Source organism: Streptomyces sp. LZ34 (assembly GCF_053890475.1).
In genome coordinates, this window is record NZ_CM132680.1 from 9,118,433 (window position 1) to 9,137,008 (window position 18,576).

Genomic DNA, 18,576 nt, shown 5'->3' on the forward strand with positions numbered 1-18,576 from the left:
CCCCCAATGACGCCCGGCCCGGGCCAACGGTGGTATGTGAGCGGCACGTTAACGAGGGTGACGGGGTGCCAGCAATGGTGCGTACGGGGTGTCCACCCGTACGGGCCCAAGCGCCGATCACCACCATGCCTAGCCCGGCAGTACGCGCACCTGTACGCCGGAGAGCTTGGCCCACCAGTGGTCGTAACGGCTGTAGACCCGGGGGTCGCGGTCGGCCAGCAGCGTCAGCAACGAACGGGCCTCCGCGGCGAGCCCGTCCCATGCCGCCGCCGACAGCTCATGGAAGGCCATGGCCTCGATGCCACCGTCGACCGGCCGCCACACACCGGCCACATAGCCGTCGACCAGCAGCGTCGGCAGCACATCGCCGTTGACGCGGATGACCATCCGGCGGTAGTCCGGGGGGATCACCCGGCTGCGGTCGGCGTAGGCGAGCAGGACGCTGTCCCACATCGCCATCAGCCGGGGCGGGGCCGGGGTGTCCGCGGCCGGGCGCGGAGCGCCCGGAAGGTCGAACAGCGCGGCCTTATCGGGGCCTTGGAGCTCTTCGACGGCGTCGCCGAGCGCGCGCAGCGCCTGGCGTATCGGCGTCCGCTGGACCATGGCGAACTGCGCCATGTCCGCGACCGAAGCCGGCCCGAACCCCTCCAGATAGCGCACGAGCAGCCGCTGCAGCGCGTCCGGATCCACCTCCCGCCCCAAGCGCATCGGCCCCGCCTGCGCCGCGCGGTACGACGGCCGGACCCCGAAGGACCACGGCCCGCCGGTCGGCGCGTGCCACAGCGGCGCGTATGCCCGCAGCCCCCACCACGCACCGGCCTTCTTCTCGACGCCCAGCCGCTCCTCGAGCCACGCATCGAACTCGGCCGTCGTGCGCGGCTGCTCGGCGAACGCCAGTAGTTCTGGGACGAGTTCATCGGCATCGGCCGGCGTGAGCCCGGCGGCGGCGAAGCGGTAGCCGAGCCTGGACGCGTAGAGGGTCGGGCGCATCGCCTCGCGGAAGACCTGGTAGTCGTCGGCGTGGACCGCGTGCAGGGTGATCCGCATCAAGGTCGCCTTGACGACTTTCTGGCCGGTGAACGCGGCGTCCAGCTCGGCCGGAGCGAATCCGGTCAGCCGGTTCCACAGCGCGACGTACGGCGAGCCGGCCTGCTGCGCCTGCAGCGCGACGATGCGGCGTACGGCGTCGAGGGCGCCCAGCGACTCCCGTCGCAGCAGTAGTTGACGGCTGAGCGTGGCCCGGTTGAGTTCGCGCGCGGTGATCTCCACGACGGAGGATTGTGCCGTACAGGCCTTTCAGCCCTGAGGATGCCCCCGGTCGAGATAGGCCAGCACGGCCAGCACCCGGCGGTTGTCGTCGTCGGACGGCGGCAGGCCGAGCTTCCCGAAGATGTTCGAGGTGTGCTTGGCCACCGCCCGCTCGGTGACGAACAGCTGTGCGGCGATGGCCGCGTTGGAGCGCCCCTGCGCCATCAGCTCCATCACCTCCCGCTCGCGCGGCGTCAGATTCCCCATTGGCTTGTCCTGCGATCGCCGGGTCAGCAACTGCGAGATCACCTGCGGATCCATCGCCGTCCCGCCCGCCGCGACCCGCCGCACCGCGTCGATGAACTGGTCGGCGTCGAACACCCGGTCCTTGAGCAGATACCCCACCCCACCGCTCCCATCGGCCAGCAGCTCCCGCGCGTACAGCTGCTCCACATGCTGCGACAACACCAACACCGGCAACCCCGGCCGCGCCCGCCGCGCCGCCAGCGCGCACTGCAGCCCTTCGTCGGTGAACGACGGCGGCAGCCGCACGTCCACGACCGCGACGTCCGGCTTCAGCTCGGCGAACGCGCGGGTCAGATCGGGCCCGGTGTCCACGGCCGCGGCGATCTCGAAGTCGTAGGCCTCCAGCAGCCGGACCAGCCCGTCCCGCAGGAGGAAGAGGTCTTCGGCGAGGACAACGCGCACGGCGGCTCCAAGACTTCGTCGGGCCCCGGGGGTGGGGGACTTGACCGAATCCGACGAATGTACCGCTGTGAGGTGAGCGTGGGGTTATCAGCGGCCCGGACGGTCGAGGGCGCCGGATTTTATGGTGCGGAGGAGTGCGCGGAGGGCGGCGGGGGTGGTGGCTATGACGGTGTGGGGTTCGTCGCTCTCCCGGAGGTGGGGGGCGCCGGTGGGGTCGGCGGCGACCTCCACGCAGGTGTCGGAGTGGCCTTCGCTGAAGCTCGACTTCCGCCAATTGAGCTGGTCCATGTACGCCTTCCTAGAGCAGGGGGTACAGGAGCCGCTGGATGAGTCCCAACGAGTCCTTCACGCCACGTGCCTCCGGCGAGATGGTCGCGTCGACAGGAGGCAACGCCACGTCGCACATTTTAGCGAGCGCCCCGTTGTATCGGGCGAGTGCGTCGGCGTCTCCCAGATACATGGACTTCTCGACGTGCGCCACGATCACCGTGCTCAACTCCGCCACGGTGGGCTCGACCATCGTGAAGGAGGAGCCGAACGGCACGGGGCCGTCGAACGGCAGAACCTGCAGCGTCACGTTCGGGAGGCGGGACAGCTCGATCAACCGCAGCAGCTGCTCGCGCATCAACGCGCGGTCTCCCAGGGACGCCCGCAGCGCGGCCTCGTGAATGATCGCGTGGAATCGGGGAGCCCGCTCACCGGTGAGCACCTTCTGGCGTTCCAGGCGGAACTCGATGGCCAGTTCGTCCTCCTCGCGTGACGTGCGGACGTAACCGGCCCGATGGATGGCTGTCGCGTACGCCCGCGTCTGCAACAGCCCGGGAACGAACGTCGGCTCGTAGCAGAGGATCGCCTCGGCGCCGGCTTCCAGTTCCGACAGGTCCATAAGCGAGGGGCGCAGCTTGCCCCGGTACGCGGTCCACCAGCCCTTGCCCGATGCCTGGCCCATCTCCACCAGGGCGTCAACGTAGGTTGAGTCTTCGCGCCCTGCGGCAGCGGCGAGAGCCCGCAGCCGCTCAGGCGACAGGCCGGTGCGTCCAGACTCGACGTTGCTGATGTGCGATTGGTTCATGTTCATCACCGCAGCGCTTTGGCCAACGCTGAGACCAGCACGTTCGCGTAGCTTGCGAACCTCGGCCCCGAAGCGACGTTGGCGGTAGGTGGGGTTGGCTCGCAGTCCCATGCGTCCTCCCTCGATGGCGGTCAGTGTTACTACCCAACCACGTAGCGTGCCGACCGGGTTGTGAATTGACAACTCGTGGCGCTACTTTAGGTGTGGCGCCAGTCACGCAAGGTACTCACCTGGAGGCTGCCACATGCGCACGCCCGAAGAGCCCTGGTCCTACGGCCTGTTCATCCCCCACGACCCCCGCGCCGTGGGCGTCGTACGGGCCACCATCCGCCACATCCTCAAATCGGCGCGCCTCGACTGTCTCGTGGACACCGCCGAACTCCTCGTCTCCGAGCTGACGACGAACGCCCTGCGTAACACCGCCACCGACTCCTACGTCAGCATGGACTGGCAGCCCACACCGCCGGACTTCCGCGTCACCGTGTGGGACTCGGGCTCGGCCCTGCCCCAGCCCGTACAGGCAGGGGGCGATGACGAGGGCGGCCGGGGGCTGGCGCTGGTCGAGTCGTGTTCGGACGACTGGGGTGTGGTCGACTACACCGACAAGGACGCGGGTGTCACCGGGAAGGCGGTGTGGTTCGCCCTCGCGCCGCCGAGGCCCGAGGAGCGGCACGGCTGAGCGCAAGAGGGGGAGCCGCGCGCGGGGCGGTCCATGACCTTGCGCCCCGCGCGTTACCTATAGAGGTTTTTCCACAGTCGTACCGCGCGGTGCTTGCTGTCGTTGCCCGCGATGAGCCGGCCGTCCGGGCTGAAGGCCAGGTCCTCGACCGAGTCGACATAGTTGTCGCTGAGGGTGGCTCTTTGGCGGCCGGTGGTCACGTCCCACAGCCGCACCTTGCCGTCGAGGCCGCACCGTCGCGGGATCAGACAACCGGCTCCCGGGCGAGCCACAACCATCAGTTGGGCACATTTATGCTGGATCAATGGATACCGAGGCGGTGCGATCGTTCGTCCGCGCGGCCGAGCTCGGACAGCTGCAACAGGCGGCCGACGAGCTCGGCGTCACGCAACAGGCCGTGTCGAAGCGGATCGCAACCCTCGAGCGTGAACTCGACGTCCGGTTGTTCACCCGCACCGCCCGAGGGGTCGAGCTGACACTCGACGGTCAGGCTTTCCTCCCGCACGCCCGGCACGTCATCACGGGTGTCGATCGCGCCGTCACCGCGATCAGACCGGGCTCGCGGGCCCTTCGGATCGACGTTCTCGGCCTGCGATCCGCGCAGGCCGTCGTCCTGCACGACTATTGGCGGTCGCATCCCGAAACCGACCTCGACGTGGTGACCCTCAGGGTCAACGACCCGCGCGTGGCGGTCACCGCCGTCCAAGCAGGCGATATCGACGCCTCGTTCCGCTCGGTCACCGACCCGGCCACACTCCCGCGCGACGTGCAGATGATCCACGCGTTCGACTCCCCGCTGGAACTCCTCGTCGGCCCGAGGCACCCGCTCGCCTCCGCACGAACACTGACCCCGTCCCAGCTGCGCCGGCACCGGATCTGGGTGCCGGGTATCGCGCCGCGAAGCGAATGGGCAGAGTTCTACGATCAGCTCGCCACCGACTTCGACCTCCGCATCGACGCCGCGGGCCCGAACTTCGGCAGCGAGGTACTCCTCGACATCCTCGCGGACTCCGCGGACGTGGCAACCCTCGTGGGCTCGCGCGACCGGTACATCTGGCCGACGAACCACGACCTGCGCCGCATCCCGATCGTGAATCCGTCGCTCGCGTACCCGCTCTCGCTCATCTTCCGCCGAGCGAATCCACACCCGGGACTCCGGGCCATCATCAACCACTGCGGAAGCCTGGCACCGCTCCCCGAGACAGCCTGGCTCCCGTCCTGGGCAACGACCCGGGGAACCGTTCTGCCGGATTCCGCGTGATGTCCTGACGTGGAACCGGCTGGTGGTGGGCGATCGAAGGGGGACCGGGTGCGGGCTCGGGTGTGGGCGGCTGTGGGCGTGGCGGTGTCGCTTTCGGTGGCGCTGGTGGCGTGCGGGCCGGAGAAGGAGAAGGAGTGGACGGGGGCGGAGCCTTCGAAGGGGTCCGCGGCCGAGGCCGCGCGGTTCGCGCCGTTGGTGCGGCTGGCCAAGGGGGAGTCGCTGTTGCCGATGGACGCGACGCGGTTCATCGGGCGGTCCGCGCTGCGCTTCGACCACGAGGGCTTCTGCCGTGACGAGGGGCCGGTGGCCGATCCGATCGACCCGCGGCGGTTGGGGAGTAAGGACAATTCCTACAAGCACGCGGAGGTGCAGCCGGGGAAGTCGTCGTCCAAGCCGGTGTCCTGCCCCGGACACGGGGATAAGTGGCACACCTCGACCGAGGCCGACGGCGGTTTCTATCTCGACCCGCCGAAGGAGGTGCGGAAGGGCGAGGGCACTGACGCCCCGGTCTACTGGGAGTACCACAACCACAAGACCGACCCGAAGCGCGCGGCGTACGTCTACTGGTTCTTCTACGCCTACAACAACCTGACCCCGGGCAACCGGCACGAGGGCGACTGGGAGCGCGTCGCGGTCCAATTGCGCGACGGCAAGCCGGAGGCGGTGACGTTCGCGAAGCACGGCAAGGATACGTGCAGCGTGAAGTGGTCGGAACTGGATCCGCAGGACGGGCATCCGACGGTGTACTCGGCGCGTGGTTCACACGGTTCCTATCCGACCGATAAGAACCAGTGGGTGAACGGCACGCTCGATCGGCCCTCGAAGGGCGGCGCCGAGTGGCGCACTTGGGAGCACGCCCGCCCTGTCAACCGCGAGCCCTGGTGGGGGTACGCCGGGTGGTGGGGGTCGCAGCAGCATGTGAGCGGATTCAACGGGCCGATGGGCCCGCGCCCGGGGCGTCTGCTGTCGGGCATCTTCACCAACGACAGTTGCGGGCCCGCCGACAAGCCGCCGACGGATCCGCCCAAGGACCAGCCCACAGATCAGCCCACAGATCAGCCCACGGACCAGCCCACGGACCAGCCCACAGATCAGCCCACGGACCAGGCCGCGCCCAGGACGAAGGAGGGGGCGATCCGGCGGTACGAGCAGTATCTGCACGCCGTGGGCCGGGAGGACATCAAGACGGTCTGCGAGGTGGCCGGGCCCGCGGCGAAGCAGGCGGAGGACCAGGGGTTCGGTCCGTGCACGTCCACATTCCTCGTCACGTTCCAGATGATCTCGCCTACGCAGAAGAAGGCTCTGCAGACCGCGACGGTCGATCCGCAGAAGGTCGTCGTACGAAGCCCCGCCAAGATCGACATTCCGGCCGATGCGGTCAAGGCCTCCGTCACCTTCTCCGAAAACGAGATCGGGACCAGCACCCTGGAGTACATGAAGGACGACTGGTACATCACTGACTGAGCGCGTATGGCGCGCTGTTGTCGTAACCGGCAAGATCCAGTAAGGTCACCCGACGTGAACACCGGACCGGCATCGCGCCACACACGGATCGGCTATCCGGTGGAGGTCTGACGGCATGGTGGGTGCGGAGAAAGCACCCCCTCAGTTCGGCACGCGGACCTCCCCGCGCTCGTGCACCGAGAGTTCCTTCTTCGTGTCGAGCAACAGCGAGGTCAGCCGAATGACAGTTTCGTTCAACCACACCATCATCGCCTCCAAGGACCGCAACGAGTCGGCTCGGTTCTTCCGGGATCTGCTGGAGATTCCGGAAGCACCGTCCTGGGGCCCGTTCATCAATATCCAGCTCAGCGACGGCGTGCTGCTCCAGTTCGCCGAGCCGCCGGTGGAGATCCAGATGCAGCATTACGCGTTTCTGATCGACGACGAGCTCTTCGACCGGGCGTATCAGCGGCTGTGTGATGGCGGCGTTGTGCACTGGGCCGATCCGCAGATGCAGCGTTCCGGTGAGATCAACAACGAGCACGGCGGCCGAGGGGTGTACTTCAAGGACCCTGCCGGTCATGCGATCGAGCTGATCACACGGCCGTACCTGTAGCCGAGTGAGTCCCTGGTCGGGCGCCCCGGCATGGCGCCCGACCAGGGAGTATCAGCGGTGACTCAGGACGTTGATCACCCGGCCGCCCGGGTCGCGGACGAAGAAGCGGCGAACGCCCCACTCCTCGTCCTGGAGGGGGTGCACGATCTCCGCTCCGGCCTCGCGCATCGCCGCGTAGGCCGCGTCCACGTCGTCCACCTCGATGCTCATGTCAGGGGAGACCGGTGCGGTCTTGTCGCTCGTCATAAAGCTGACCTGGGCCGCCGGGGTGGTGGGGGAGGCGAGGGTCATGATCCAGCCGTGGTTCATGACCTGCTCGAATCCCAGCCGGCCGTAGAACTCCAGGTTCTGCTCCATGTCCTCGGAGTGGACAATGGGCATGACGCGACGAATGGTCATCGACAACTCCTGTCTGCTCCTGTCTGCGAAAAGCCGACTCTATTCGTGTCGGCTTCGCGTCGCCTCGTTCTCCTCCGCAACACCACAGCGCTCAGCAGCACCCCCAGCCCCGTGCCCCAGACGGCCAACGAGGCAATGGCGGATTCGTTGACGTGGTCGCCGTTGCCTTCCGGCGCGGGGAGTCCGGCGGTCGCGTAGTGGGGGAGCAGGAGGAGGCCCGCCCCGAGCGCGGTCAGTACCGCCCAGCCGGCGCCGCTCCGGCGGGGCTGGTGGGCGGACCAGAGGACGGCGGCCGTGAGGGCGAGGGCGCAGGCGAGGGCGGGGAGGACGGTGTAGGTCAGCCATTCGGAGAGGAGGGGCTGCCAGTACCACTCCGCGTCGGGCCTGGGCTCGTCGAAGTAGTACAGGGTGCGGGGCTGGGGCGGTCCCGTGAAGTCCCGGATCGTCCCGGGGGTGATGCCGCCCAGCAGGCCGCCTGTGAAGGCGAGGCCCGCCACGCGGGCCCGTGCTCCGCCGGGCCTTGTGGACGCGGCCCCGAGCCGCAGGAGCCAGACCGCGCACCAGCCAGCCAGGAGCCCCAGCACGACCCCCTTGGCCGAGCCGTAGCCGATCGGCGTCCAGACGTTCCACGGGTAGTTGCGCATGTGCTCGGCGCGCCGGCTCCCCGCCAGGCCCCAGGCGACCGCGCCCGCCGCCACCGCCAAGGGCACCACTCCGGCGGGGCGTTTTCTTTCGTTCATCGTCAAGGCGGACGCGTCCGCCGTCCTTATGGTTGCGGGTAGTCGCTGATCATGGTGTTGAAGTAGCCCTCGGGGAGTTCTTCGAGGTAGTCCAGCAGATTGGCCAGGAAGTCGCGCAGCGGCGGGCGGGCGTTGTGGCGGTCAAGGTCTTCCTGGGAGCGCCAGACCTCGTAGAGGAAGAGCCGGCCATCCTCGTGCTCGTGGAGGTTGTACTGGAGGTTGCCCTCTTCCTGCCGGGTGGGTTCCACGAGGGAGGAGAGGAGCTGTCTGACCTCGTCGGCGCGGTCGGGCTTGGGGCGCAGGAAGCCGTAGAGGGAGAGGGGCGTCTGCGTGGCCGTCGTCGTGGGTGCCATGGTCGTCGTCATGGGGCAACGCTAAAGTCTGACATGGGTGTGAAGGTCAAGTCAGGTGGCGGCGGTATGCGGAACCCGGCACACTCCTTGTCGCGTCCCGTTGTGTGACGCCAGTTCAAACCATCTGCCATGGGGGAGAGTCCACCGCGCATGAGCCACAACCAGCCGCCACCTGGATCGTACGGCCCGCCTCCGGCACAGCCGCCGGGCCCGCCGCCCGGCCAGCCGCCGCAGGGTGGACCGAACCCGTACGGGCAGGGGGTCCCGAACCCGGCCCCGGACCTGTACGCGCAGGGCGGCGCCCCGTACGCCGCGCCGCAGCCGCCGCAGCCGGGCTACGGCTACCCGCAGCAGCCCCAGCCCGGATATCCCCAGCCCGGATATCCGCCGCCCGTCCCGCCCGGCATGCCGCAGCCCCCGCAGAGCGGCGGCGGCAAGGGCAAGACGACGGGCCTGGTGATCGGCGCCGTGGTCGTGATCGGGGCGATCGTCGGGGGCGTCGTGCTGCTGGGGAGCGGCGACGACGGGAAGATGACCGACGACGGCAAGGACTACAGGCTCACCGCACCCCGGACCGTGCTCGGCGAATACACGAGTGACGGAGACGACAGCACTGCGCAACCGCTGGACGCCGAGGAGGCGCAGGTGTTCGGCCTGACGGCGGGCACGGGGGTGAACGCGGACTGGGCCACCTCCGGTGACGCGAAGAAACTCGAGATGCTGGGCGCCTACGGGGACGTGAAGGACCCGGAGAAGTCCGTCGACGCCTTCTTCAGCAACCTGAAGAAGAAGGCCGAGACGGCGGGCAGTGAGGACAGCGACGCCCTGGTGGTGGGCAGCCCGGAGCCCAAGTCGCCCGAGGGCTTCGAGAACGGCGTCATGAAGTGTCAGGTCATCAAGGCGAAGGAGGAGCCGGACCCGGATGAGCCCAACACGCTGGCGCTGTGCGCATGGGCCGACTACGACACGGTGGCCGTGGTGGTGCCGCACGAGGGGACGAAGAACCTGACGCTCGACGAGTCCGCGAAGATCGCCGCCGATCTCCGCAAGGAGGTGCGGGTGGAGGTCCCGAAATCATCGTGACATAGGTCATGGGTGAGGCGGGTCACAAGGGGCCATGGTGGATGTTACCCGATTTTCCCTTTCCTTGTGACGGAATTCTTTCGACATTATGAACTGGCCTGGGAAAACGGCCCGTTCCCCCAGGCCAGGGGTACTGTCGCGGTTCGACCGACGTACCACCTGATGCTCAGCCATGGGGGAAACCGTGCTCACCTACCACCAGGTCATGACAGCTGATCTGTCTTACCTGGAGACCGCCGCGGGGCAGTGGAAGGAGGCGGCGAAGAAGTTCTCGGATGCCCAGAAGGTCTACCGGGAAAGCGTTAAGTCGGTAGGCGTTGACGGAAGCTGGACCGGCCAGGCGAATTTCGTCGCCAAGGACAGCATGGACGTCACGGACGGGCAATTCACCGCCGCTCAGAAGGAGGCGAAGGCCGTTGCCTCGCTGCTGACCGACGCCCACCACCAGTTCGTGGAACTGCGCGGGAAGGTGAAGTCCGCGGTCGCGGACGCGGTGAAGGCCGGAATGAAGGTCTCGGACGCCGGCATCGCGAGTTACGACTTCTCGAAGGCGAGCGAGGCGGAGGCCAATGTCGCGCGGCACGACCCGGACCTGCGCCGGATCGAGCAGTCGTGGACCGAGCACATCGCGGCGGCGGTCAAGGCGGTCGATGACGCCGACCAGGGCGTGAAGCTCGCGCTGAAGGCGGCGGTGCAGGATCCCAACCCCGTCGACGGCGCCGTCAACGGGTTCAACGGCCAGGCGGAAGGCGACATCGAGAAGGTCGAGGCCAAGGAGGCCCAGGAGCTCGCGACCAAGCTCAACTCCGGCGACAAGCTCAGCGACAAAGAGATGGCCGAATTCCAGCGGCTGTTCCGTGACAACGAGCACAACAAGGCGTTCAGCCAGACCTTCCTGGACGGCCTGGGCCCCAAGGGCACCATCCAGCTCAACAACAGGTTCCACAGCCTCGGCAAGGGCGGCGACAAGAAGGACTTCACCACCCTCCAGGAGGGCGTGGCGACCTCGATCGCCACGGCCACCAAGTCGCCCTCCGACCCCTTCTACAAGAAGTGGCGCGAGGGCCTGCGCAAGGTCGGCGACGAGAACTTCGGCAAGAAGACGAACCCGCTCACCGGCTACCAGTCGTTCCTCGACCTGATGACGCACGGCAAGAACTACGGGAAGCAGTTCCTCACCGACGTCGGCGACGACATCATCGCCACGGAGAAGAAGGACGACTTCGGGACCAGTCGGTGGACGCAGTGGGGCGCGGGCCACAAGGACTTCACGGGCGATCCGCTCGACACCCTGCTCGGCATCATGGGCAAGCAGCCCGACGTCGCGACGTCCTACCTCGACCCCGGGGCGGACGGCAAGAACGAGCGCCTGAAGTATCTGCTCCAGGACCGTGACTGGCCCTCGTGGGACACCGCCACCGGCCAGGGCACCTACAGCATGGACGACCCGGCGAACCGCCTGGGCCTGGGGGCCGCGCTCGAGGCGGCCGCCACCGGCAATGTGCCGGGCACCGAGCACCCGCTGGGCGGGCACACCGAGGCCGAGGCGCGGGTCATGCACGACTCCATCAAGCTCGTCAACAAGGACTGGCGCGGCGACGAGATGCCCGCCAACCTGCGGTCGAGCCTGGGCCACATGCTCATGGACTACACGGCCGACACCCACGAGATCCTGTCCCGCACCAACGAGGACTACAAGGTCAACGCGGACGGCGGCGGGGTGTGGAACGACGACGGCACGGTCCGTATGGCCGTGTCCCCCGAGGAGCTGTCCCGCATCATGCGCGGCGTGTCGGAGGACCCCGCGGCCTACGCCGGGATGTACGCCGCCGAGCGGCAGTACGCGGCGCAGACGCTGGCCGGAACCGACTTCAAGCACCCGAACGACCGCACCGCCGCCATCAACGCCGCCTCCTCCACTTTCGGCTTCTACGACGGGGTCAGCTCCGACATCGCCTTCGACAAGAGGGACAAGGCGGTGCAGTGGGCCTCGGACGTCCGGACGGCCGCCTTCACCATCCCCGCGGTCGCGTTCAACTTCGTTCCGTCGACGCCCGCCGCCGTGCCGGTCCTCGGCAACGTGGTCCAATCCATCCTCTACGTGGGCATGTACGAGTGGGGCAAGGACCAGGTCGCCCAGGCCAGCCAGTCGGCGATGCTGGAGAACATGAAGACGTTCGACGTCGGGCAGCGGCAGGTGGACTCCCTCGTCGTGGGCTGGAGCAAGGAACACGGCGAGGACGCCGACAGCGGTCTGACCAGGACACTCGTCGGCTCCGGCCAGGAACGCCACGACAGCGCGCGCCGGGAGGCGCTCCAGGCCCTGGGGCGGCCGGGGTTCTGACGGCCGCCGGTCGTCAGGTGGCCATGCGGCAGGCCGCCGCGCGGTAGTGGTCGCGTATGTCCTGGCGCAGCAGCGCGCCGAAGCCCGCGTGCTCGATCCGGGAGGCCAGCTGGTCGAGGGTCACGCCTTGGGCGTCGGCGGTCGCGCCGAGGTGCCAGTCGTGGGCGGCGAGGAGGGTGAGCAGATGGCCGCGGCGGGTCTGGGCCTCCGAGAGCCGGAACGTCTTGAGGTAGGCCAGGCGGCCGTCCTCGTGGGTGATGGTCTCGCCGATGTGCTGCTCGGTGTTGCGGTGGAAGGGCGGCAGGAAGCGGGACAGGGCGAAGGGCCCCATCGTACGGACGCGCTGGAGGGTGTACGACTCGTCGAGCAGCCCGCCCGCCATGGTGCGGTCGTGGAACTCGGCCCACTCCCGCTGCTGCCGGGCGGCCTCCGCCCGCAGCTCGGCCAGCGAGCTCACCGCGCTGTCGCTGATCCGCGCCCGGAACTCCGGGACCGGGCCGTGCAGCGTGGTGTAGTGGTGGATCAGCTCCCCGAAGAGGTCCAGGACCAGCGAGGGGTGCAGGGCGCGGTAGTCGTCGGGGTGCGGCACCACGAAGGCGGCGGCCAGGGCGTCGGCCGCGTAGACCATGACCCCGCACTGGCCGGGGTGGATCTCGAAGACCCGCAGCGCGTCGCGCAGCCCCTCCACCTCGGCCCCGGCATACGCCTGCTCGACCCGCGGGGACAGACCATGGCTGACCGCCCGGTGCGACCACTCCTCCCAGACCACCTCGGGGCCGCCGAAGTGCAGCGCCAGATAGCCCTCCAGGGCCAGGTGGAGGGGGAGGAAACGCACCCGGTTCTTGTCGACGCGGCGGGCCATCCGGCGGTGGAAGCGGAGTGGAACGCACGGCGGGCGCGGCCCGCGCGGGTCCGGCCGCAGCTGGGTGCCGTAGGAGGACGCGGGGGTGCCGTCGTCGGTCCAGGTCGCCACGTAACCGTGCGGGATGTACGAGCAGTACGCGGTGCGCCGGTCCACCGCCACGGCGGCGAAGTCGTCGCCGTAGAGCCGGTCGTCCAGGCGCAGATCGGTGATCGGCTCGTCGCGCACCAGCGGCACCAGGCGGATCGCGCCCCACACCTGGGAGGGCAACGCGGTCAGCCCCGTGAGCGCCACGAGCGTCGTGTCCTGATTCACCGCTCCACCTCGAGAAACCCCCGTACGCGGGCGTCCACATGCGCCCACAGCTCGGCCGCGCGGGTGCGGCCCTCCGCGAACTGGGCGAGCTCCACCAGGGCCGGGAGGTCCTCCGCGTCCCGCACCCCGACGGTCGGCACCTCCCGCGCCAGCCGCCGTACGTCGAAGTCCTCCGCGTCGTACACCGGGTTGAGGTGGACCACGCTGGTGCGGCCCCGGGGGTCCAGGCGGGTGCGCCATATCCGCAGCACCTCGCCGGCCAGGCCGGGCGGCGCGTTGTCCCAGCCGTCGGAGACGATGACGAGCCGGTCCGGCCGGTGCTCCAGCGCGTCCAGGACACGGGCGCCCAGCGGCGTCGGGCCCAGCGGATACATCAGCAGCGCGTCGGTGCGGCCGGACAGCCACAGCGGGATCAACTCGCCCGCCAGCGCCTCCAGCAGGAAGTGGCAGCCCAGCGCCACCGCCAGCGGGCGGCGCCGCTTCTGCGCCGAGCCGAAGGCCGAGAAGCTGTCGTCCAGCACCGCGGCCACCCGCCCCCAGCTGCCCGCGCGCGGGCCCGCGGTGCGCCGCGCGGCCGCCCGCAGCGCGCCGGTCAGCTCCTCGCGACGGCGGACGCGGTCGTCCAGGGGGAGGGAGAGGACATAGCTCGCCAGCCGGGTCAGGGGCATGGCGGCGAGGTCGCCGGCCACCGCGTCCGCCCGGTGCGCACGGGCCGACTCCTGGAGCCGCAGCCGCTCCAGCCGGGTCAGCCGCGGGGCGATCCGCTCCAGGAAGACGCCCCGGTCGATGCCGTGCTTGACCGCGAACCCCTCGGCGACGGTGTACGGCAGCTCGTACAGCGCGCTCTGGGTGTAGTGGGCGCGGCGCCAGGCGTCGAACAGGGGGGTGGAGAAGCCGGTCCGGCGGGTGTGCGGGGCGAAGAGGAAGAGACCGAGCTCGGTGTCGAGCGGCAGATGGGCATGGCGGGCGGCCGCCTTGACCCCGGCACGGTACTTGACCGCGTCGAGCGCCGGATCGGGGCGGGCCGCCAGCCAGTCCCGCATGATGGCCCGGGTGCGGCGGTTGTTGACCCCGGCCCGGCGCAGCTCGCGGAAGAGCCGGTACACCCGCTGCGGCGGAAGCACGGCCAGCCGCCCGGCGATCAGCCGCCCCTCGGCGCGGCGCTGCTCCGGCGACGCCTCGGAGGCGGTCTCCAGCAGCCTGCGCACGATCAGCGCCGCGTTGTGGTGGTTGATGTCCAGCGCGAGCGTCGCCGCGTACAGCTCCCGGTAGTTGCCGAGCACATACGCGTGCAGAAAGTCCAGCGACATGCGCTGCTCCCACTCGCCCGAGCGGAACTCCCGCTGTCCGGTCGAGGTGATCGCCGCGTTCACGAACAGCAGCAGGTCCTCGGCCGCCACGAGGTCGGCCTGACTCTCCATCGGGGGCGCTCCCTGGCGGCGTGGTGTGCGGGTGTCGGCCGGGGAATGGGGGCACGAGCTGCGAATCTTCGCTTAACAGGCGGGTTCCGGAAGTCGCACCGAAGTCCCGCGGCCGACTGTCGCACGCTAACACCCGTGCCCGGCGCTCCGCTCTTGGGTTTCCAGGCCCGGAAACCCAAGAGCGGTGGCCTCAGGCACGGGGGTCTCAGACGGCAGTGTTCTCAGACAGTGGGGCGCGGGGCGGAGAGCCGGCAGGGTATCTCGATCGTCACCATCGTCGGCCCGCCGACCGGGCTGCTCATGGCCATCACCCCGTCGAAGGTGCCCAGCCGCCGCCGCACTCCGCTCAGCCCGGAGCCCTCCGAGGCGGACGCCCCGCCCTTCCCGTCGTCGGTCACCGCGATACGCAGGGCACCGGCGTCGGCGTCGTGGTGGACGTCGATCCACACCTGCTTGGCGCCGGAGTGCTTGGCCGCGTTCGTCAGCAGCTCGCTGATCGCGAAGTACGCCGCCGACTCGACCGGCTCGTCGGTCCGCCCCGGGAGGTCCACCTCCACCTCGATGGCCAGCGGCATCCGCAGCGCCAGCGCCCGCACGGCATCCCCCAGGCCCCGCTCGGCCAGCACCGGCGGATGGATGCCGCGGACCAGGTCGCGCAGCTCGGCCAGCGCCTCGGCGGAGCTGGCGCGGGCCGCCGCGAGCAGCTCCCTGGCCTTGGCCGGGTCCTTCTCCATGAGCGCCTCGACGGTGCCCAGACTCATGCCCATGGCGACCAGGCGGGCCTGCGCGCCGTCGTGCAGATCGCGCTCGATGCGGCGCAGCTCGGCGGCGGAGGTGTCGACCGCGTCGTCCCGGGTCTCGGTGAGGTGCTGGACCCGCTCGGCGAGCGTCATGTTCGGGGTGGGCGCCAGGAAGGCCCGGCCGACCAGGAAGTGGGCGCGCAGCAGAACGGGGGAGGCGAAGATGCCCAGCACGAGGTAGCCACAGCCCAGCAGGGCGGCGTAATTCGCGGTGGACTGGGAGGTGACCGGGATGAACGTGTACCAGTAGCCGCCCGCCCCGTCCACGATCGGCCGCCAGGTGTACAGCGCCAGCGCCCAGCCCTCCAGACTCAGCGGAATCAGCACGAACGCCAGCAGCGCCGTGACGGCCCCGGCGGTCATGTCGATGAACAGCCACAACAGGTCCCGCCAGGTCGCCGGGTCCTTCAGCATCAGGGAGCACCGCTCCACCAGGCCCACGACGCCGCCGCGCCCATCGGGAGGCAGGGTGCGGTACGGCAGCGGGATCTCGACGCCGGACCAGCGGGCGGCCAGCAGCCGTCTCAGATTGGCGTGTGCGCGCACCAGGGCGAGCAGGGGCGGGGTGGTGAGCACACCCAGGCCCAGCGGGATGAAGGCCAGGGACACCACCAACAGCGTGAACAGCGTGATCGACCCGGCCAGCGAGGCGATCGCGACACACAGCCCCCGGGCGGTGGCCACCAGCGCCCTGCGTACCTTCATCGGATATCTCCCTGACGCTTCCACGGGACCCGCGCCGGGGCCCGCACCCCGGCCGGGACGCTCCCTACCGCCGGACAGTCCAAGTCTGGCGGACCCCGCCGCCATGGTCACTCGGCCCTGCCCCCGTCCCGGGGTATACCTAGCCCCACCCCCGGGACTCTCCTTTTGCTTCAGCCGATTGGGGACTTGTGCGGCTGGGGCGCGAGCCCGCCCTTGTCTAGCGTCGATGACGTGACCTCAACAGTCCAATCAGTCCGTTCAGTCCTGTCAGTTCCGTTCAGGACTCACACCTCCCGGGGGGAGACACCATGAGCGCAACGAGGCAGGGACTCGCCGTACGACTCGGCGGGTGGAGCACCCGACACCGCAAGACCGCGATCATCGGATGGCTGCTGTTCGTCGTGGTCGTCGCGGCCGTCGGCGGGATGTCCGGCATCAGCGAGATGACCAACTCCCAAAACGGCAGCGGTGACTCGGCGCGCGCCGAGAAGATCCTGGAGGACACCGGGCTCAAGGCCCCCGCCGGAGAGATGGTGATGCTGCGCAGCGCCGAGCCGGACGGCTGGCGGGATGCGGCGGGCGACCTCGCGGCGCGGCTGGGGAAGACCGGCGAGGCCGAGCGGATCCAGCGGCCGGTGCGCTCGGAGAGCGGCCGGGAGGGGCTGATCAGCTTTGAGATGAAGGGCGACGCGGACACCGCGGGGGACCGGGTGAAGCCGGTGCTCGACGCGGTGAAGCAGACCGAGGCGGCCCACGAGGGCGTCACGCTCTACGAGTTCGGCGACGCCAGCTTCGCGCACAACCTGGACGGCATCCTCTCCGGCGACATGAAGACCGCGGAGCTCACGGCCGTTCCCCTGGCGCTGGGCATCCTGCTGGTGGTCTTCGGTGCCCTGGTCGCCGCGCTGCTGCCGGTCTTCCTCGCGGTGACCGCCTGCATCGGCACCTTCGGCCTGCTCGCGCTGGCCAGCCACAAGCTGCCCCTGTACTCCAGCACCAACTCCGTGATGTTCCTGGTGGGCCTGGCCGTCGGCGTCGACTACTGCCTGTTCTACCTGCGGCGTGAGCGGGACGAGCGGGCCGCGGGCCGGGACGCCGAGACCGCGCTGCGCATCGCCGCGGCGACCAGCGGACGGGCCGTGCTGGTCTCCGGCCTCACGGTCATGCTGGCGATGTCGGGCATGTTCCTGTCGGGGCTGCTGCTCTTCAAGGGCTTCGCGGTCGCCACCATCCTGGTCGTCTTCACCTCGATGCTCGGCTCGGTGACGGTGCTGCCCGCGATGCTGTCCTGGCTCGGTGACCGGATCAACGCCGGACGGGTGCCGCTGCTGAACCGGCGCCGCAAGAAGGGCGTGCACGCCAGTGGTGGCATCTCCGGCCGGCTGATGAAGCCGGTGCTGGCCAAGCCGGGCCTGTTCGCCGTCCTCGCGGGCGTGCTGCTGCTGGCCCTGTGCGCTCCCGCCCTCAGCATGAAGACCGAACAGCTCGGCATGGAGAAGCAGTTCGGCTCGGAGTCGAAGCTGACGGTGGCCTTCAAGGAGATCACCGAGTCCTTCCCCGGCGGCCCCGCCCCGGCCGAGGTGATCGTACGGGCCGACGACCTCTCCTCGTCGCGCTTCCAGGGCGCGGTCGCCGATCTGAGGAAGAAGCTCGCCGCCTCGCCCGAGTTCGGCAAGAACGTCGAGGTCGAGCTGCACAAGGACGAGGACGTGGCGCGCATCGAGGTGCCACTGGCCGGGAACGGCTCCAACGCCACCTCCAAGCACGCCCTGGGCACCCTGAAGGACGACATCGTCCCGCAGGTCCTCGGCCCGGTCTCCGAGAAGGCGTACGTGGGCGGCGAGCTGGCCTCGAGTATCGATTTCAACGACCAGCTGAACAGCGACATCGTGCCGGTGTTCCTCTTCATCGCCGCCGTGACCTTCCTGCTGATGCTGGTCTGCTTCCGGTCGCTGCCGATCGCCATCGTGTCGATCCTGCTCAACCTGCTGTCGGTCGGTGCCGCGTACGGCACGATGACCGCCGTCTTCCAGCACGGCTGGGGCGCGGAGACGCTGGGCATGGAGCCGGCCGGGGCGATCGAAGGCTGGATGCCGCTGTTCGTCCTGGTGATCCTCTTCGGTCTTTCGATGGACTACCACGTCTTCGTGGTCTCCCGGATCCGTGAGGCGCACGAGCGGGGCCTGAGTACCCGGGAGGCGATCCGCGACGGCATCCGGTCCACGGCGGGCTCGATCACCGGAGCGGCCGCCATCATGGTCGCGGTGTTCTCGGTCTTCGCCCTGCTCCAGATGCAGGACATGCAGCAGATGGGCGTCGGCCTCGCCGTCGCGGTGCTGGTGGACGCCACGCTCGTCCGGATGGTGCTGCTGCCCTCGGTGATGGCGCTGCTCGGAGAGCGCAACTGGTACCTGCCGCGAGCGCTCGCCTGGCTGCCGCGCCTCAACCACGGCGGGCACGACGAGGAGCCGCTGCCGCCCGTGACCCAGGGCCACCAGCCGCCGGTGTCCATCGGCCGCTGACGGCC

At 69.5% G+C, this 18,576-nt stretch carries 18 protein-coding genes; 7 read left to right on the forward strand and 11 right to left on the reverse strand.

Annotated features, from left to right (window positions below; all coding sequences use genetic code 11):
* Positions 1-129: 129 nt before the first annotated feature.
* The 4 genes from ACWY4P_RS38770 to ACWY4P_RS38785 all read right to left on the reverse strand — a co-directional run bounded on the left by ACWY4P_RS38770 (position 130) and on the right by ACWY4P_RS38785 (position 3,139).
* Positions 130-1,269 (reverse strand): winged helix DNA-binding domain-containing protein, encoded by a 1,140-nt coding sequence (locus ACWY4P_RS38770; RefSeq protein WP_456205252.1) that lies wholly within the window; start codon positions 1,267-1,269, stop codon positions 130-132.
* A 27-nt stretch (positions 1,270-1,296) separates the two neighbouring features.
* The gene (locus tag ACWY4P_RS38775) at positions 1,297-1,956 is read right to left on the reverse strand and encodes a LuxR C-terminal-related transcriptional regulator (protein ID WP_456205254.1); all 660 of its coding nucleotides are present in this window, start codon (positions 1,954-1,956) and stop codon (positions 1,297-1,299) included.
* Positions 1,957-2,043: 87 nt separating this feature from the next.
* Positions 2,044-2,244, reverse strand: coding sequence for a DUF397 domain-containing protein (locus ACWY4P_RS38780; protein WP_456205255.1), 201 nt, complete (start codon positions 2,242-2,244; stop codon positions 2,044-2,046).
* Between the two features lie 10 nt (positions 2,245-2,254).
* Complete coding sequence (locus tag ACWY4P_RS38785; RefSeq protein WP_456205256.1) at positions 2,255-3,139, reverse strand: helix-turn-helix domain-containing protein; 885 nt, start codon at positions 3,137-3,139, stop codon at positions 2,255-2,257.
* Between the two features lie 133 nt (positions 3,140-3,272).
* Between ACWY4P_RS38785 and ACWY4P_RS38790 the strand changes: the two genes are divergently transcribed.
* Positions 3,273-3,707, forward strand: a complete 435-nt coding sequence (locus ACWY4P_RS38790; RefSeq protein ID WP_456205257.1) for an ATP-binding protein — start codon at positions 3,273-3,275, stop codon at positions 3,705-3,707.
* A 53-nt stretch (positions 3,708-3,760) separates the two neighbouring features.
* Here the strand turns inward: ACWY4P_RS38790 and ACWY4P_RS38795 are convergent, their stop codons facing one another.
* Positions 3,761-3,985, reverse strand: a complete 225-nt coding sequence (locus ACWY4P_RS38795; protein ID WP_456205258.1) for a WD40 repeat domain-containing protein — start codon at positions 3,983-3,985, stop codon at positions 3,761-3,763.
* Between the two features lie 26 nt (positions 3,986-4,011).
* On the opposite strand from ACWY4P_RS38795, the gene ACWY4P_RS38800 reads away from it, so the two are divergent.
* From ACWY4P_RS38800 to ACWY4P_RS38810, 3 genes are all read left to right on the forward strand, one after another.
* Positions 4,012-4,968, forward strand: a complete 957-nt coding sequence (locus ACWY4P_RS38800; RefSeq protein ID WP_456205259.1) for a LysR family transcriptional regulator — start codon at positions 4,012-4,014, stop codon at positions 4,966-4,968.
* A 48-nt stretch (positions 4,969-5,016) separates the two neighbouring features.
* On the forward strand, positions 5,017-6,432 hold the full coding sequence (locus tag ACWY4P_RS38805) for a PT domain-containing protein (protein ID WP_456205260.1): 1,416 nt from the start codon (positions 5,017-5,019) through the stop codon (positions 6,430-6,432).
* A gap of 220 nt (positions 6,433-6,652) precedes the next feature.
* Positions 6,653-7,027 carry a VOC family protein gene (locus ACWY4P_RS38810; protein WP_456213202.1) on the forward strand — a complete coding sequence of 125 codons (375 nt, stop codon included), beginning with the start codon at positions 6,653-6,655 and terminating at the stop codon, positions 7,025-7,027.
* A gap of 51 nt (positions 7,028-7,078) precedes the next feature.
* Here the strand turns inward: ACWY4P_RS38810 and ACWY4P_RS38815 are convergent, their stop codons facing one another.
* From ACWY4P_RS38815 to ACWY4P_RS38825, 3 genes are read right to left on the reverse strand one after another with little or no spacing between them, the layout of a single operon-like run.
* Positions 7,079-7,426 (reverse strand): VOC family protein, encoded by a 348-nt coding sequence (locus ACWY4P_RS38815; protein ID WP_456205261.1) that lies wholly within the window; start codon positions 7,424-7,426, stop codon positions 7,079-7,081.
* Positions 7,423-8,166 carry a hypothetical protein gene (locus tag ACWY4P_RS38820; protein WP_456205262.1) on the reverse strand — a complete coding sequence of 248 codons (744 nt, stop codon included), beginning with the start codon at positions 8,164-8,166 and terminating at the stop codon, positions 7,423-7,425. Before ACWY4P_RS38820 ends, ACWY4P_RS38815 begins: the two co-directional genes overlap by 4 nt.
* A 26-nt stretch (positions 8,167-8,192) precedes the next feature.
* Positions 8,193-8,531 carry a putative quinol monooxygenase gene (locus tag ACWY4P_RS38825; RefSeq protein ID WP_456205263.1) on the reverse strand — a complete coding sequence of 113 codons (339 nt, stop codon included), beginning with the start codon at positions 8,529-8,531 and terminating at the stop codon, positions 8,193-8,195.
* Positions 8,532-8,669: 138 nt separating this feature from the next.
* Between ACWY4P_RS38825 and ACWY4P_RS38830 the strand changes: the two genes are divergently transcribed.
* Together ACWY4P_RS38830 and ACWY4P_RS38835 are read left to right on the forward strand one after the other, a co-directional pair.
* Positions 8,670-9,602 (forward strand): hypothetical protein, encoded by a 933-nt coding sequence (locus ACWY4P_RS38830; RefSeq protein ID WP_456205264.1) that lies wholly within the window; start codon positions 8,670-8,672, stop codon positions 9,600-9,602.
* A gap of 205 nt (positions 9,603-9,807) precedes the next feature.
* Positions 9,808-11,946, forward strand: coding sequence for a hypothetical protein (locus tag ACWY4P_RS38835; RefSeq protein ID WP_456205266.1), 2,139 nt, complete (start codon positions 9,808-9,810; stop codon positions 11,944-11,946).
* Positions 11,947-11,959: 13 nt separating this feature from the next.
* Here ACWY4P_RS38835 and ACWY4P_RS38840 read toward each other — a convergent pair whose 3' ends face one another.
* The 3 genes from ACWY4P_RS38840 to ACWY4P_RS38850 form a co-directional block, all read right to left on the reverse strand.
* Positions 11,960-13,123, reverse strand: coding sequence for an ARPP-2 domain-containing protein (locus ACWY4P_RS38840; protein ID WP_456205267.1), 1,164 nt, complete (start codon positions 13,121-13,123; stop codon positions 11,960-11,962).
* The gene (locus ACWY4P_RS38845; protein WP_456205269.1) at positions 13,120-14,544 is read right to left on the reverse strand and encodes a hypothetical protein; all 1,425 of its coding nucleotides are present in this window, start codon (positions 14,542-14,544) and stop codon (positions 13,120-13,122) included. Before ACWY4P_RS38845 ends, ACWY4P_RS38840 begins: the two co-directional genes overlap by 4 nt.
* 221 nt (positions 14,545-14,765) lie before the next feature.
* Positions 14,766-16,049: a sensor histidine kinase gene (locus ACWY4P_RS38850; protein WP_456205271.1), complete on the reverse strand. Its 1,284-nt coding sequence runs from the start codon at positions 16,047-16,049 to the stop codon at positions 14,766-14,768.
* A gap of 308 nt (positions 16,050-16,357) precedes the next feature.
* Between ACWY4P_RS38850 and ACWY4P_RS38855 the strand changes: the two genes are divergently transcribed.
* Positions 16,358-18,571, forward strand: a complete 2,214-nt coding sequence (locus tag ACWY4P_RS38855) for an MMPL family transporter (protein WP_456205273.1) — start codon at positions 16,358-16,360, stop codon at positions 18,569-18,571.
* Positions 18,572-18,576 lie beyond the last annotated feature (5 nt).

Bases quoted from the DNA above. Each gene is read 5' to 3' on its own strand.
- ACWY4P_RS38780 (WP_456205255.1), bottom strand. From the start codon at position 2,244: ATGGACCAGCTCAATTGGCGGAAGTCGAGCTTCAGCGAAGGCCACTCC.
- ACWY4P_RS38785 (WP_456205256.1), bottom strand. From the start codon at position 3,139: ATGGGACTGCGAGCCAACCCCACCTACCGCCAACGTCGCTTCGGGGCC.
- ACWY4P_RS38790 (WP_456205257.1), top strand. From the start codon at position 3,273: ATGCGCACGCCCGAAGAGCCCTGGTCCTACGGCCTGTTCATCCCCCAC.
- ACWY4P_RS38795 (WP_456205258.1), bottom strand. From the start codon at position 3,985: ATGGTTGTGGCTCGCCCGGGAGCCGGTTGTCTGATCCCGCGACGGTGC.
- ACWY4P_RS38800 (WP_456205259.1), top strand. From the start codon at position 4,012: ATGGATACCGAGGCGGTGCGATCGTTCGTCCGCGCGGCCGAGCTCGGA.
- ACWY4P_RS38810 (WP_456213202.1), top strand. From the start codon at position 6,653: ATGACAGTTTCGTTCAACCACACCATCATCGCCTCCAAGGACCGCAAC.
- ACWY4P_RS38815 (WP_456205261.1), bottom strand. From the start codon at position 7,426: ATGACCATTCGTCGCGTCATGCCCATTGTCCACTCCGAGGACATGGAG.
- ACWY4P_RS38820 (WP_456205262.1), bottom strand. From the start codon at position 8,166: ATGAACGAAAGAAAACGCCCCGCCGGAGTGGTGCCCTTGGCGGTGGCG.
- ACWY4P_RS38825 (WP_456205263.1), bottom strand. From the start codon at position 8,531: ATGACGACGACCATGGCACCCACGACGACGGCCACGCAGACGCCCCTC.
- ACWY4P_RS38830 (WP_456205264.1), top strand. From the start codon at position 8,670: ATGAGCCACAACCAGCCGCCACCTGGATCGTACGGCCCGCCTCCGGCA.
- ACWY4P_RS38835 (WP_456205266.1), top strand. From the start codon at position 9,808: ATGACAGCTGATCTGTCTTACCTGGAGACCGCCGCGGGGCAGTGGAAG.
- ACWY4P_RS38845 (WP_456205269.1), bottom strand. From the start codon at position 14,544: ATGGAGAGTCAGGCCGACCTCGTGGCGGCCGAGGACCTGCTGCTGTTC.
- ACWY4P_RS38850 (WP_456205271.1), bottom strand. From the start codon at position 16,049: ATGAAGGTACGCAGGGCGCTGGTGGCCACCGCCCGGGGGCTGTGTGTC.
- ACWY4P_RS38855 (WP_456205273.1), top strand. From the start codon at position 16,358: ATGAGCGCAACGAGGCAGGGACTCGCCGTACGACTCGGCGGGTGGAGC.